Genomic DNA, 14,643 nt, shown 5'->3' with positions numbered 1-14,643 from the left:
AGTATAATTAGAAATTGGGACCATGTTCTTCTTTTTTGTAAAAACGTTTTACGGTTGCGACAGCATGTTTTGGATCGTCGGTGATTGAAAAAAGATCGAAATCGGATTTTGAAATCATCCCTTCACTCATCACCCGATCTTTCATCCAATCAATCAGTCCCTTCCAATAATCAGTGCCCATTAACACTATCGGGAATGGATTTATTTTTTTTGTCTGGATAAGAGTTATAGATTCAAAAAATTCATCGAACGTGCCGAAGCCGCCCGGCATTACAATAAATCCCTGCGCGTACTTCACGAACATAACTTTACGAACATAAAAATGCCTGAACGTTATAAGTTTATCCGGATCGATATAAGGATTAGCTTTTTGCTCGAAAGGAAGATCGATGTTTATCCCGACTGAAACTCCGGCTGCTTCACGCGCGCCGCGGTTTGCCGCTTCCATGATACCGGGACCACCTCCCGAAATTATTCCGTAACCCGCGTGAACAAATTCCTTTGCAACTGATTTGGCAAGACGGTAATAATGATTCCCCTGCTCAACCCTTGCAGATCCGAATATTGAAACGCATGGACCTAACTTTCCGAGCGTTGAAAAGCCCTCAACAAACTCCGACATCACTCTGAATACACGCCATACATCTTTCTGAGTTTTTAAAACAAGATCAAGTTGAGCATCGATCATTACATCACGTTCAGTGCGTGGAACCATCTTTTATCTCCATTTCATTTTTTTTAAATATATGATATTTTTGTATTGAATTCAAAGATGGATCTATTGTTGGAAGGGAGTTCCAACTCCCGACCTTACTGAAAAATGTGGCGTAGGGTCTGTTCCTTAGAACGGATTTCCAAGCAATACACAAATTGAGACGGTCTACCGCTTATCTGGTCGGGAGCGCAGCTCCCTCCCAGTGTGCGATAACCTTGATTTGACATTCTCACAAACGTTTGATAATTTACAATCCACAATGAAGATGAAATAGTTTTGAGAAATCCTGATCACTCAAACATTAAGCAAGATAATATCATTATCGTCAACTAAAAATAGTCACTCGCTACTATGGATTAAACATAAAAACTCAAATTTTAAAACTCCTCTTTATAATTATTCTCGGATCGAATTTCACACAAGCCCAATTCATCAAAGGATATGGATTCAAGGTCGGAGCTGTTTCGGCAACTCAAATTTGGGATTATAATTTATATCTTGAACCTGAAATTGAAAGACGTTGGGGTTTAGATGCTGGAATTTTCATTGAACTCCTCGATCTCCCGTACATAAGCGTGCTCGGAGAATTACACTACATTCAAAAAGGTTTTACTGAAAAATTGTTAGAGACGACTAATGCCTATCCTGAAGGTACAGGGAGATATATCACATTGAAACCCAGAGTCGATTACCTATCTCTGCCATTACTGGCTAGAATAAGATACAACATGGGAACAGTTTCGCCATACATCTTGATTGGGCCAAGATTTGACTTCTTGATCTGGAATGACCCGAAATATGTTGGTTCAATTTTCGACAAGTTTAAGAAAAACGATATAGGGATTTCAGCCGGAGCTGGGATCGAAATTTCTACAAGTACGATTCAGGCAGTTTTATTTGAATTCAAATACTGCCCGACATTTTCTAAATCGTACAGCAGTGATATGCTCACTATCAAGAACCAATCGTTTGAGCTCCTATTTGGAATAAAGTTATGATTCGCTGAGGAGTAATTACCAATACCGCAATACGAAGATTGCAGCATTAGTGTCATGAAATGGTTCATGCCACCGGTGTATTTTTTTTTACTTTTTCTCCGTGGTACTTGATGATCCTGAACTGCTCGAATCGGATTTTACGGAAGGTTTTGTTTCCTTTTTGGTTTCTGCCGGCTTTTCTGAACTTGATTCTGTTTTCGGTTTATCCCCGGCGGGTGATTTTCCTTTGTAATCGGTAATGTAAAATCCGCTTCCTTTGAAAACTAGTCCGGCGCCGCCGCTCATCATACGGGCAAGAGCGGGTTTACCGCAAAAAGGACAATCAACAAGCGCGTCCTCTGATATTCTTTGCAGTTCTTCGAACTCTTCTTTACACGATTTACATTTATAATGGTATGTTGGCATTTCATTTTTTTCTTAATTAAATTTGTCTTCGACTTCGTTCGTTCCGTCTTGCTACGGAACTCACTGCGCTCAAACTGACGATGCTTTGTTACGCAATCAATCTTGCTAACTTAAATATACTGAGATACGATCCCACTTACAAACTACGAACGCCATCAGGAATGGGTTGGTTTCAATTTATTTTTCTTTGATTGACTTAAAATCTTTTTCGATTTTACCGCGGACTTATCGATTCTTTCCCGCGGCGCTACAACTGGCTTCTGCCTGTTCGAGATTCCTTTCATATAACATCTACAATATTTTCCATCAAATTATTTTTCATCTTCATCCGGCGGCGAATTGCTGTCGCGCTCTAATCCATACTTCTTAATTTTTGTGTAAAGATGACTCCGCTCCATCTCCATTGCTTCGGCAGTTTTTGATACGTTCCAGTTATGAAGTTTCAATTGATGTTTGATGAACATTGCCTCGGCGCGATCCTTAAAATCCTGAAACGATTCACTCGATTGCACAATCGTATCGACCGTTTCTTTCGGAGTGAACGAGAGCAATTCAAGTTCCGCCAAATCTATTGAAGCACCGGATGACATTATGATTATCCGCTCAACAATATTGCGTAACTCTCTCACATTCCCCTGCCACTCGTAACTTTTCAGCGACTCCATCGCTCTCGGTGTAATTTTTTTCGGAGCGATGCCGTTCCGCGAACATGTTTCTTCAATAAAAGCATTTACGAGAGTTGGAATATCTTCGCGTCGTTCCCGAAGCGGCGGCACCGATATCGGTATAACATTCAGCCGATGATACAAATCTTCCCGGAAGGATCCCTTCTTAATTTCTTCAGGAAGGTTTTTATTAGTGGCTGCAATTACACGCACATCCACGGCAATGGTTTTATTTCCGCCGACGCGTTCCACCTTTCCTTCCTCCAGAGCACGCAATACTTTTGCCTGAGCCGCAAGACTCATATCTCCGATCTCATCGAGGAAAAGCGTACCACCGTCTGCCTGCTCAAATTTTCCTATCCGCTGATTTGTGGCGCCTGTGAACGAACCCTTTTCATGACCGAATAATTCCGACTCGATCAACTCGGCAGGAATCGCCGCACAGTTCACCTCAACAAGAGGCATATTGTTCCGTTTGCTGGCCCGATGAAGCGCCTTGGCGATTAATTCTTTCCCGCTTCCGCTTTCACCCGTAATCAAAACCCGCGCTTCGGTGTTCCCAACCCGTTTTATAATTTCCAAAATCTCTTTCATCTTCGCGCTGGAGCCGAGTATGGTTTCTTTGTCGCGTACTTTCTTTATTTCAATATGGAGACTTCTTTTCTCTATCGCGTTGCGGAGAGCGATAAAAAGTTTGTCTCTGTCTAACGGTTTTGGTAAATAATCGAAGGCACCTGATTTGACAGCTTCGACAGCGGTTTCTAGCGTTCCATGTCCCGAGATAATTATAACCGGAATATCGGAATTTATTTTGCGCAACTCTTTCAAAGTTTCCATGCCATCCATTCCACCCGGCATTTTGATATCGAGCAGAACGGCATCGGGAAGATTTTGTTTGAATTCTTCAATCCCTTTCAATCCGTCCTCGGCGAATATGACAGAATATTTTTCATATTCGAGTATCATCTTCAAAGAATCTCGTACACTTTTTTCATCATCGATAGCGAGAATAGTTTTCATTCATTTCTCCGTAATAATCTAAAATCTTGTTTATGATATCTTAAGGTCGTCATTCAATATTAAGGAAATAATCGGAAGGAAGCATAAATTTATTCTGAATCAAAGCCAATCCGAAATTCTGTCCGTTCCGGTTTGCCCTGATATCACGTTCATCAAACGCACCATCGACAATAATAGCATCTTCACCGAGTTCGATGGAACGTGAGAATTCCTCCGCTGGCAGCTTCGATTCAAAAGTGAAAGTCAGGAAAGCCGATCCAAAGAAATGCTGAAGTTTATCCCGATCCCCAATTTTATTTTTTGGTGAGTCGTGATACAGTTTTCTGGGCAGGTTTGCCACACGAAGCTTGAATTCTTCCTCCGATTCATTTGTTAACGGAAAAAATAAAGCGAAGACAGGGACTTTTAAACCAATAAGTCGATGATCGAAACATGCGAGAGTTGAGATCAGCAGAGATATACCGGTATTGTTATTTGTTAATTTCATCGCCTGGATATAAATGGCATTTACAGATTCCAAGTCGCTGAACCGGATACGGATATCAGAAAATATTTTACTCCGCATAAATGATTTTAATTCAATTCCATTCTGAATAAATATCGGAGGAAAATATGAATAAATAAAACTCGCGTCATCGGTTGAATCGATACGAAGATATTTTTGAAGGGAATCGACCTCGGTTTGTTGAGAAAAAAGAGATTGATTTATCAATAAGAATAATAATGCCAGACGTCCAAACCGCATCGGTCACACCTGAATAACACCCGGATTGAATTTCGGTATGTGCGGATTGTTAGATGCTATCCCGATAGAACGCGATATTATATTTCTCATCTCAAGCGGATCAACAATATCATCAACCCAGAGTCGGGCTGCCGCATAAAGAGGATCAAGTTCCGAATTGTAACGATCTGAAATTTCTTTGAGCATCCTGTCTTTATCTTCTTTTGAAATTTCTTTTCCCTTCGCGGTCATCTGTTGAACTTTGATGCTCAATAATGTTTCACTCGCCTGCTTTCCGCCCATGACTGCGATCTGTGCGGTTGGCAGAGCGAAAATAAATCTTGGGTCGTAAGATTTTCCGCACATGGCGTAATTGCCTGCGCCGTAACTGTTGCCGATTATAAAAGTTATTTTTGGAACGGTACTGTTGGCAACTGCATTCACCATCTTCGCGCCGTCTTTTATAATTCCGCCTTGCTCAGCGCGTGTCCCTACCATAAATCCTGTTACATCTTGTAAAAAAACAAGTGGAATCTGTTTTTGATTGCAATTTAAAATAAATCGTGTAGCTTTATCGGCGCTGTCGCTGTAAATAACACCGCCAACCTGCATCTCACCTTTTTTTGTTTTAACAACAGCGCGTTGATTTGCTACAATTCCAACTGCCCAGCCATCGATGCGGGCATAAGCCGTAACTAAAGTTTTTCCGTAGTCCGATTTGTATTCGTCGAATTCACCTGAGTCAACAATTCGGGCTAAAAGTTGTCTGGTATCGTACGGTTTTGTTCGATCGTCCGGGATGATTCCATAAATTTCACTCGGTTCAAAAGCCGGCTGTTTCGATTCGATACGATCAAACTCGGCTTTTGCAGTTGCGCCGAATTTCGAGATCAGACTCCGGATAGTTTCGAGGCATACATCGTCGTTGGGCATTTTATAATCTGTAACACCGCTGATTTCGCAGTGCATGGAAGCACCGCCTAATTCTTCAAGGTCGGCATCTTCACCGATCGCGGCTTTCACTAAATAAGGTCCTGCGAGAAAAACAGATCCGGTTTTATCCACGATCAAAGCTTCATCGCTCATAATCGGAAGATATGCACCGCCTGCAACACAAGGTCCCATAATTGCGGCAATCTGGGGAATCCCCATTGATGACATAACTGCGTTATTTCTGAATATCCTTCCGAAGTGTTCTTTGTCAGGAAAGATTTCACTCTGAAGCGGCAAAAAAACTCCGGCAGAATCTACGAGATAAACTATCGGCAATCTATTTTCGATTGAAATTTCCTGAGCGCGAAGATTTTTTTTACACGTTATAGGAAACCATGCGCCTGCTTTAACGGTTGCATCGTTTGCAACTATCACCACATCGCGATTATGAATTCTACCGATCCCAAAAATTGTTCCTGATGATGGTGCACCGCCGTACTCTTCATACATTCCGTAAGCTGTGAACAATCCGATTTCGAGAAAATGACTCCCCTGATCGATCAGTTTCGCAATTCGCTCGCGGGCATGAAGTTTTCCACGTTTGTGAAGTTTTTCTATCGCTTCATGACCCCCACCTTTTTTTATGACATCACCCTTCGCCTTCAGAATACGAAGCATATTTTTCAAATTATCTTCGTACCTGTTGAATACAATATCTTTTTTTAAGTCAGCGCCGAATTTAGCCATTTGCTTTATCCCCTCCCGAGCAGTTCACGCGCAATCACGAGCTTTTGAATTTCGGAGGTTCCTTCACCGATCGTTACAAGCTTTACATCGCGATAGAATTTTTCAACGGGAAAATCTTTTATGAATCCATATCCGCCGTGTATTTGAACTGCTTCGTTGGTTGCCATCACCGCTACTTCACTCGCATAATATTTCGCCATCGACGATTCAATAATAACTTCTTTACCCTGATCCTTTAAAAATCCCGCACGGTAAGTCAGTAAGCGGGCGGCTTCTAATTGCGTTGCGATATCGGCTAACTTCCATTGAATCGCTTGAAAATCTCCTATGGATTTGCCGAACTGTTTTCGTTCTTTAGAATATTTCAAACTCGCATCGAGAGCGCCCTGAGCAATACCAAGAGCCAAAGCCGCAATACTTATTCGACCACCATCCAAAACCGATAGTGCTTGATGAAATCCTTTACCTTCTTCACCGATAAGATTTTCGGAAGGAACACGGCAATCATCAAAAGTCAGTGCAGCAGTATCCGAGCTTCTCATTCCTAATTTATTTTCTTTCTTGGATACGATAAATCCGGGTGAATTATTTTCAACAATGAAGGCGGAAATTCCTTTCTTCCCTTTAGATTTATCGGTCAGAGCTGTTACAACAGTAGTTGAGCCGACACTTCCGTGGGTAATAAAATTTTTACTACCGTTTAAAATGTAGTGGCTGCCATCTTGAGTTGCAGTCGAAAGCATGCCGCCTGCATCGCTGCCGCTGGTCGGCTCGGTAAGTGCCCACGCGCCGATCTTTTTCCCCGTGACAAGATCGGGAAGGTATTTCTTTTTTTGCCCATCACTTCCAAACATGTAAATATGATTCGTGCATAAGCTGTTATGAGCCGCAATTGTTAAACCGACGGAAGGATCGACACGGGATATTTCTTCGATTATCGTAATATACTCCATGTATCCAAAACCGGATCCGCCGTATTGATCGGGGAAAATCACACCCATAAAACCAAGCTCGCCCATTTTTTTTACAATGTCGTGATGAAATTCCTGCGACTCATCATATTTCATGATAACAGGTTTGATTTCTTTTTCGGCAAAATCGCGCGCTACATTTTGCACCATTTTCATATTTTCAGTGAAGGAATACGAAATTGTTTCACCCGAATTCATGTTTTGCTCGCTCATTGATTGTTCCTGCATGTTGTGGGTATAATTTATTAGGATTTTATCAGAATAGCAACGCTTATTTCTTGTAATTCTTTAAAAGATATTCAACCAGATCGAACGGTGTTTCCTTGAACGCGATTACATCTTCAATTTTTTGATTAAGAATCTGATTTCTTTCTTCGTTCCAAAATTCAATATGTAATCGTTCACCAATTGATTCGCGGATCTGTTCGATGATGCGATTTGCCCTTTTTTGTCCGAGAAGTTTTGAATTTACGAGATATGTTGAATGCTCTGCGATTTTTTTTGCAACCTCAACGATTCCTTTTCCTTCGCTCGCAGTGGTTTGAATAACATCGGGCATCCATCCATCATGCTTCGGTTTAAAGTTCAGAACCATTTTAATCGACATAACCGCCTGTTCGGCTCCGGCGCGGTCCGATTTGTTTAAAACAAAAAAATCGGCAATTTCCATTAATCCTGCTTTCATCGCTTGTATCGAATCGCCTGATTCAGGAACCAGCACAACAATCGTAGTATCGGCAGCCCTCGCAATATCGAGTTCCGATTGACCAACACCTACTGTTTCTAAAAGTATTATATCACATCCCGACGCATCCAGGACATCAGCAGCTTCTTTCGCTTTTTTACTCAGTCCTCCTAAACTTCCGCGCGAAGCCATGCTTCGTATAAAAACTCCTTCATCCAGATCAACATCGGTCATTCTAACACGATCCCCCAATAACGCTCCGCCGGTAAACGGACTGGTTGGGTCAACAGCAATAATTCCAACCCGCTTTTTCTCACTGCGGAAATATTTTGCCAGCTTATTTGTAATTGTGCTTTTGCCGGCACCGGGCGGACCGGTAATTCCAATTCTGTAGGCATTACCGGTTTTTGGATAAATTGATTTTAGAAGATCGAGAGATTCGGGATGCTCATTCTCTACCATTGAGATGGAGCGGGCGATTGCCACCCTATCGCCTTTCAAGATTTTTTCTATGTACGAATGATTCATCAATTTCCGGAAAACTTATCGCGAAAGTATGCAACTGTTGTTTTCAATCCTTCTGCTACTGAAACACTTGGCTTCCAACCAAGAACTGTGCTAATTTTCATATTATCGAGAACGCTGCGAAGTTGTTCTCCCTTCTTCGCTTCGCCGTGTATTTCTTCGATCTTAGTGCCGGTAAATTCTTTTATATATCGTGCGAGAACATTCACATCGGTCTCGACACCGGTTCCGACATTAAAAATATCCGATTTGTCATAATTAAGCGCAAGCATATTTGCACGCACCACATCGTTTACGAATGTATAATCTCTAGTTTGCTTTCCATCACCGTTAATAATAGGTTGTTTGCCTTTGAGCATCTTATCGGTAAAAATAGCAACCACACCTGCTTCGCCGTGAGGATTTTGCCGAGGTCCATACACGTTCGCATATCGCAGACAAACATATTGCAATCCGAAAACTGCGTTGTAATAAAACAGATATTTTTCCACTGCTAACTTTGCGATACCGTATGGTGAAAGCGGTCTGACCGGATGTTTTTCATCGGCAGGAAAATAATCCTGCTCACCGTAGATTGCACCGCCGGTTGAAGCGAAAATGAATTTCTTCACACCAAACTTTTTGCAATTCTCGAGCAGATTGATAGTGCCAAGAATATTGACTGACGCGTCAAAAGAAGGATCTTTTACCGATTTGCGGACGTCCATTTGGGCGGCATGGTGAATCACTATATCAAACTTATGGAAATCAAAAAGTTTGTCGATTGTTTCATCACGAATATCCATCGGTACAAATACGGCATTTTCGTTTACGTTTTCAATTTCACCGGTTGATAAATCGTCAACTATTACAACGGTATTGCCTGCTTCAATGCATGCATCTGCAACATGAGAACCAATAAAACCGGCGCCACCTGTAATTAATATTTTCAAATTTTCTCCTTCAAATGATATAAATTAAATGATCCCCGTAATCATACAATCTCTTAGATCAAAACATTAAAAAGAAATATTTTTTAAACGATCTAAACCTTTTTTCCCTATATCGCTTCTGTAATATGCAGAATCGAACGTTATTTTTCCAACAGCACTATATGCCCTGTCTATTGTTTCTTCAAGCGTATTTCCCAGTGCCGTAACACCGAGCACCCGCCCGCCCGAGGTAACGATCTTATCCTTAGTATACTTCGTTCCGGCGTGAAAAACAATTACATTTTTCATCGTTGATACCTGATCCAACCCGAAAATTGTTTTATCGGTTTGATAATCATCCGGGTATCCACCCGAGGCGATAACTACTGTAACCGCGCTTTTATCTAGAAACCTAACTTTTGATTGTCCGAGCTTTCCTTCAATCGAATCGATAATTAAATCGACTAAATCATTTCCCAATAATGGGAGAACGACCTGAGTTTCAGGATCACCAAAACGGCAATTAAATTCAATAACTTTTGGTCCTGTTTGAGTAATCATTAGTCCGATATAAAGACAACCTTTGTACTCTCTTCCTTCAAGTGCCATCCCTCTTAATGTCGGCGCAATGATTTTATTCCTTACTTCAGATATTAATTCATCAGTCATGATCGGTGCCGGCGAGTAAGCTCCCATACCACCTGTATTTTTTCCTTTATCACCGTCGAAAATCCGTTTATGATCTTGTGCAGTAGGTAGTAAAACAAAATTCTTACCGTCGCAGATTGCAAAGACTGATGCTTCTTCTCCTTCCAAATATTCTTCCACCACCACTTGGTTTCCGGCAACTCCGAACAGTTTTTGATTGAACATAATGTCAAGAGATTCCAGGGCATCTTCTTTTGTATCACAAACCGCAACTCCCTTACCGGCCGCTAATCCATCTGCTTTGACGACTACTGGAGTCGGAATTTCATTGATGTATCGTTGAGCATCGTATTGTTCCGAGATTGTGAATGAACGGAATTCAGCCGTCGGGATTCGATATTTTTTCATAAAATGTTTGGCAAACACTTTACTTCCTTCTAACTCTGCCGCGCTCGCGGTTGGACCGAATATCTTCAATCCGTTTTTCTCAAAGAGGTCAACAATCCCTGATGTTAATGGCTGCTCAGATCCTACAACTGTCAGGTCTATTTTATTCTCAATCGAAAATTTTAATAGAGCATCAAGATCATCTGCTTTGATCGGAACATTTTCTGCCATTGAAGATATACCTGCGTTGCCGGGAGCGCAAAATATTTTTTCAATGCCGGGAGATTGCCGAATCTTCCATATCAAAGCATGTTCCCTACCGCCGGAGCCGATAACCAGGATTTTCATTCGTTCACCAAAAAACCAAACATTTTAGAAAGTTCATTTGTCAGGTCGATGCGGTCATATTTAGCAACGATATCTTTTGGGGGAGCAATCATTTTTTTCGATTTATACATATCATATAATTGTGTTAGCGCGGATTGTATTTTGTTTACATCGTCCGGGGGTACTATCAATGCACCACCTGCTTCTTTAAGAGTTTGACTGACAAATCCATCCGGCAGACAGCCCAAAACAGGTTTCATAAGCCCAAGATATTCATACAGCTTGCCCGGCGATTGAGTATCGTTATTTAAAGTAAGCCAAAGTACATCGGAGACCTTCAAATGATGAATACAATGCGCATGATCCAGATAACCTGTTGTTACCACATTTCCCTCGAGCCCGTATTTGTGTATTAGCTTCACAAATTCATCTTGTAGCGTTCCGATCAAATAAAGCTCGATCTGATTTTTTAACTCAGGTTTTAAATGGAATAAATTTTTCATCGCCTCCAACATGTATCTGGGAGTTCTGTCGGCATAGAATACTCCCGCATGAGCGATACGCATCCGATTTGACTTATCGATATGTATTTTCGGATCGGTTGTGAGATCTGCCGGATCGTATCCCTGCGATAAAATCGTTATGTCGCCGTATTCTAAAAATTTATACCGTTTGAGGATCAATTCTTTTGTCCGCCGGTTGGTAACCAGAATACGGGCACTTGCACGCAGAGTCTTTTTCTCCAATTTATAATTGAATAATTTATGTAATGGAGTGGGATAATATTTGTACGGGTAATCGTGCCACGGATCGCGATAATCGATCACTAGCGGTTTGTTGTATTTTTTATGAAGCTCGGTCCCGATGATGAAATCCGTAAACGGTGGCGCTGTTGCGAAAATAACATCGAAATTTTTCTTCGCGAACAATTCGTCGGCTTTTTTCATCGCCTGTCTCTTCCACCCTATTTTATTATCCGGTATAAAAAAGCAATCGCTTAAAAATGAAAATATTTTCCGCCAGAATTCCGAAGGCAACTTCACAACACCTTTTTTCCGGAACAATCGGTTGGGATCGAGTGAACCCATCCTTTCTATCTCAACATGATGAGGATGCAACTCTTCTAACAGTGTATAATCGTGAGCGTAATATCCGGTTGGAGTAACGGTTAACACGGTGGGCTGCCAGCCGAACTGAGGAAGATATTTCACAAATTTCAGCGTGCGTTGCACACCGCTCAAACCCATCGGCGGGAAATAATAAGCGATCACAAGTACATTTCTTAATTTTACAGATGAATCAGTCACAGATATTTTTAGTTATAAGATTATTAATTCTTTCGGAGATTTATTCAGAATCTCCGGGTAACCGTTTGTAATAACAATATCGTCTTCGATTCGGACACCGCCGAAATCGGGTATGTAAATTCCGGGTTCTATCGTAACTACATTTCCCGGTTGAAGTACCGCTTTGCTCAGGACCGAAAGTCGCGGTTGTTCATGAATTTGAAGTCCGATTCCATGTCCTAACGAATGTCTGAAATATTTTCCGAATCCGGATTTTGTGATATGCTGACGGGCGACATGATCTACTTCTTTTGCGGTTTTATCGGATGTTGCAAATTCGATTGCATTCATTTGGGCATCGAGAACAACCTGATATATTTTTTTTGCTTTTGCCGGCAGAGAACCGATTCCAACCGTTCTTGTCATATCACAGTGATAACCGCAATAAATAGAACCAAAATCTAAAGTGACCAGATCGCCTTTTTTAATTTTATTTTCAGATGCTAGTCCGTGAGGCAAGGCGCTTCTATGTCCGCTTGCAACTATAGATGGAAAAGCGTCACCTTCGGCGCCGTGTATTTTATGACGGTATGATATCTCGGCAGCGATATCGAGTTCACTCACGCCCGGTTTAAGAATTTGCAAAATTTCAGTGAAAACCCGATCTGTAATTTCAGCCGCGTGTTTAATGGCGGTAATTTCGGTTTCATCCTTCCGGATCGCAATCCGCTCTATAGCATCAGCTTTCGGTAAAAATATAATCTTTGGAAATATATTTTTCAATCGCTTGAATTGAGAAAAAACCAACGTATTCCCATCGAAACCGATTCGCATGTGCGGGCGTAATAACTTAGTATCTCTCAACGCTTCGAACAGATCTTGAGAGGTGATAAATATTTTCCAACCGTGAGTTTGATTTCGAATCTGAGTAGCGTACCTCCCATCCGTGATGATATATGCACCCGATCGGGTAACCATAGCAAGTCCGCTTGAACCTGAAAAACCTGTAATGTATCTGAGATGCGGTTGAAAGGTGATCAAGAAGCAATCGAGATTCATCGATGTAAGAATTTCCCGGAGTGAATGTAAACGCTTCCTTAGAAAAACATATTCCTGTTTCATGGAAAATCAGCGGGAGTAGTTTATGCTCAGTTAAATATGATAATTTGGAGCTTCTTTGGTTATTGAAATATCGTGAGGATGACTTTCACGCAAACCTGCTTCAGACATTTTAATAAATTGAGTTTTTCTTTTCATCTCATTTATATTCTTGCATCCGCAATAACCCATCGCTGCACGCAAACCACCAATCATTTGAAGCACCGTGTCGACTAATTCACCTTTATACGGAACTCTACCTTCAATCCCTTCGGGCACTAATTTAGGCAATCCTTCTTCGGCATCCTGGAAATATCTGTCGCTGCTTCCTTTTTTCATCGATTCTATTGAACCCATTCCCCTGTAAATTTTATAACTGCGCCCTTCGTATAAAACTTTTTCTCCAGGACTTTCATCAACACCTGCAAACAGACCCCCTATCATCACCGAATCGGCACCTGCCGCAATTGCTTTTGCGATATCTCCTGTCTGTTTAATCCCGCCATCCGCGATAAGAGGAATCCTTGAACGCGATGCAATTTTCGCGCATTCATAAATAGCCGTTACCTGCGGAACGCCTACACCGGCAATTATCCGTGTTGTACAGATAGAACCGGGTCCAATCCCGATTTTCACCGCATCCACTCCCGCTCTTATCAGATCGCGCGTTCCTTCTGCAGTCCCAACATTACCGGCTACCAATTCAAGTGTGCCGAATTCTTTCTTCACGCGCTTCACCATTTCAATTACACCACGCGAATGACCATGCGCGGTATCGATGATGACAACATCAACCCCGGATTTCACTAAAGCCCTAACGCGGTCAATTGTATCAATTGTAACTCCAACAGCGGCACCAACACGCAATCTTCCGTGCTTATCTTTGCAGGCATTAGGATGATGTTTTTTCTTTTGAATATCTTTGAAGGTGAAAAGCCCGCGCAATTTATTCGCTTTATCAACAACGGGTAACTTTTCAATTCTATACTTCTGCAAAAGTTGTTCAGCTTTTTCTATCGTAGTTCCGAGAGGTGCGGTAATGAGACCCCGGCTTGTCATTAGCTTCGACACTTTTAATTTCCGGTTCGGTTCGAATCGCAAATCACGGTTAGTTACAATTCCGATTAATTTCCCAATTTCATCGACGATAGGAATTCCTGAAATTTGATATTTGCTCATAAGAATCAGCGCATCTCCCACAGTTTGATCCGACCGCATCGTAATCGGATCGAGAATCATACCGCTTTCATATCTTTTAACTTGGTCAACTTGTGTTGATTGCTCATCGATACTCATATTTTTATGTATGATACCGATGCCGCCTTCGCGTGCGAGCGCGATTGCTGTCTTCGATTCTGTTACCGTATCCATAGCCGCAGATACAAGTGGAATATTCAAAATGATATTCCTGCTTAACTTTGTTGTTACATCAACATCCCGCGGCAGTACGCTTGATTTCTGTGGGACAAGCAGAACGTCGTCGAACGTTATTGCTTCACCGATAAATTTTTTATTTGCCATTTTCTGATTCCTAAAAAATCATTGGTTGTTTGTCATTTGTCATTAGGCGTTTCTATTGGCTATAAGCTTTTAATACA

13 protein-coding genes are annotated in these 14,643 nt (G+C 41.5%); 1 reads left to right on the top strand and 12 read right to left on the bottom strand.

The window, feature by feature from the left end:
• Positions 1-7 precede the first annotated feature (7 nt).
• On the bottom strand, positions 8-688 hold the full coding sequence (locus HZB59_11810; protein ID MBI5022111.1) for a TIGR00730 family Rossman fold protein: 681 nt from the start codon (positions 686-688) through the stop codon (positions 8-10).
• 362 nt (positions 689-1,050) lie between these two features.
• Between HZB59_11810 and HZB59_11805 the strand changes: the two genes are divergently transcribed.
• A complete protein-coding gene (locus HZB59_11805; GenBank protein MBI5022110.1) occupies positions 1,051-1,713 on the top strand; it encodes a PorT family protein in 663 nt (220 codons plus the stop codon).
• Between the two features lie 87 nt (positions 1,714-1,800).
• On the opposite strand, the gene HZB59_11800 is transcribed toward HZB59_11805, so the two are convergent.
• The 11 genes from HZB59_11800 to guaB form a co-directional block, all read right to left on the bottom strand.
• Positions 1,801-2,118 carry a zinc ribbon domain-containing protein gene (locus tag HZB59_11800; GenBank protein ID MBI5022109.1) on the bottom strand — a complete coding sequence of 106 codons (318 nt, stop codon included), beginning with the start codon at positions 2,116-2,118 and terminating at the stop codon, positions 1,801-1,803.
• A gap of 311 nt (positions 2,119-2,429) precedes the next feature.
• Complete coding sequence (locus tag HZB59_11795; protein ID MBI5022108.1) at positions 2,430-3,803, bottom strand: sigma-54-dependent Fis family transcriptional regulator; 1,374 nt, start codon at positions 3,801-3,803, stop codon at positions 2,430-2,432.
• Between the two features lie 49 nt (positions 3,804-3,852).
• The gene (locus tag HZB59_11790; protein MBI5022107.1) at positions 3,853-4,548 is read right to left on the bottom strand and encodes a hypothetical protein; all 696 of its coding nucleotides are present in this window, start codon (positions 4,546-4,548) and stop codon (positions 3,853-3,855) included.
• Positions 4,549-4,551: 3 nt separating this feature from the next.
• Complete coding sequence (locus HZB59_11785; GenBank protein MBI5022106.1) at positions 4,552-6,207, bottom strand: acyl-CoA carboxylase subunit beta; 1,656 nt, start codon at positions 6,205-6,207, stop codon at positions 4,552-4,554.
• Between the two features lie 5 nt (positions 6,208-6,212).
• Entirely contained in the window at positions 6,213-7,358 is a 1,146-nt protein-coding gene (locus HZB59_11780; GenBank protein ID MBI5022105.1) for an acyl-CoA dehydrogenase, read from the bottom strand.
• Positions 7,359-7,449: 91 nt separating this feature from the next.
• Positions 7,450-8,391, bottom strand: coding sequence for a methylmalonyl Co-A mutase-associated GTPase MeaB (gene meaB, locus HZB59_11775; GenBank protein MBI5022104.1), 942 nt, complete (start codon positions 8,389-8,391; stop codon positions 7,450-7,452).
• Complete coding sequence (locus HZB59_11770; GenBank protein MBI5022103.1) at positions 8,391-9,320, bottom strand: NAD-dependent epimerase/dehydratase family protein; 930 nt, start codon at positions 9,318-9,320, stop codon at positions 8,391-8,393. Before HZB59_11770 ends, meaB begins: the two co-directional genes overlap by 1 nt.
• Before the next feature lie 66 nt (positions 9,321-9,386).
• A complete protein-coding gene (gene purD / locus HZB59_11765; GenBank protein ID MBI5022102.1) occupies positions 9,387-10,682 on the bottom strand; it encodes a phosphoribosylamine--glycine ligase in 1,296 nt (431 codons plus the stop codon).
• Positions 10,679-11,968: a glycosyltransferase gene (locus HZB59_11760; protein ID MBI5022101.1), complete on the bottom strand. Its 1,290-nt coding sequence runs from the start codon at positions 11,966-11,968 to the stop codon at positions 10,679-10,681. Before HZB59_11760 ends, purD begins: the two co-directional genes overlap by 4 nt.
• Positions 11,969-11,980: 12 nt before the next feature.
• The gene (locus HZB59_11755) at positions 11,981-13,069 is read right to left on the bottom strand and encodes an aminopeptidase P family protein (GenBank protein MBI5022100.1); all 1,089 of its coding nucleotides are present in this window, start codon (positions 13,067-13,069) and stop codon (positions 11,981-11,983) included.
• A gap of 30 nt (positions 13,070-13,099) precedes the next feature.
• Positions 13,100-14,566 carry an IMP dehydrogenase gene (guaB, locus tag HZB59_11750; protein ID MBI5022099.1) on the bottom strand — a complete coding sequence of 489 codons (1,467 nt, stop codon included), beginning with the start codon at positions 14,564-14,566 and terminating at the stop codon, positions 13,100-13,102.
• Positions 14,567-14,643 lie beyond the last annotated feature (77 nt).

It is taken from the genome of Ignavibacteriales bacterium, assembly GCA_016214905.1.
In the GTDB taxonomy this organism is placed as follows: domain Bacteria; phylum Bacteroidota; class Ignavibacteria; order UBA10030; family SZUA-254; genus PNNN01.
This window is presented reverse-complemented; position numbering and strand designations above follow the sequence as displayed.

Coding starts and splice junctions, on each gene's coding strand:
- HZB59_11810 (MBI5022111.1), bottom strand. CDS start 688: ATGATCGATGCTCAACTTGATCTTGTTTTAAAAACTCAGAAAGATGTA.
- HZB59_11800 (MBI5022109.1), bottom strand. CDS start 2,118: ATGCCAACATACCATTATAAATGTAAATCGTGTAAAGAAGAGTTCGAA.
- HZB59_11795 (MBI5022108.1), bottom strand. CDS start 3,803: ATGAAAACTATTCTCGCTATCGATGATGAAAAAAGTGTACGAGATTCT.
- HZB59_11790 (MBI5022107.1), bottom strand. CDS start 4,548: ATGCGGTTTGGACGTCTGGCATTATTATTCTTATTGATAAATCAATCT.
- HZB59_11785 (MBI5022106.1), bottom strand. CDS start 6,207: ATGGCTAAATTCGGCGCTGACTTAAAAAAAGATATTGTATTCAACAGG.
- meaB (MBI5022104.1), bottom strand. CDS start 8,391: ATGAATCATTCGTACATAGAAAAAATCTTGAAAGGCGATAGGGTGGCA.
- purD (MBI5022102.1), bottom strand. CDS start 10,682: ATGAAAATCCTGGTTATCGGCTCCGGCGGTAGGGAACATGCTTTGATA.
- HZB59_11755 (MBI5022100.1), bottom strand. CDS start 13,069: ATGAAACAGGAATATGTTTTTCTAAGGAAGCGTTTACATTCACTCCGG.
- guaB (MBI5022099.1), bottom strand. CDS start 14,566: ATGGCAAATAAAAAATTTATCGGTGAAGCAATAACGTTCGACGACGTT.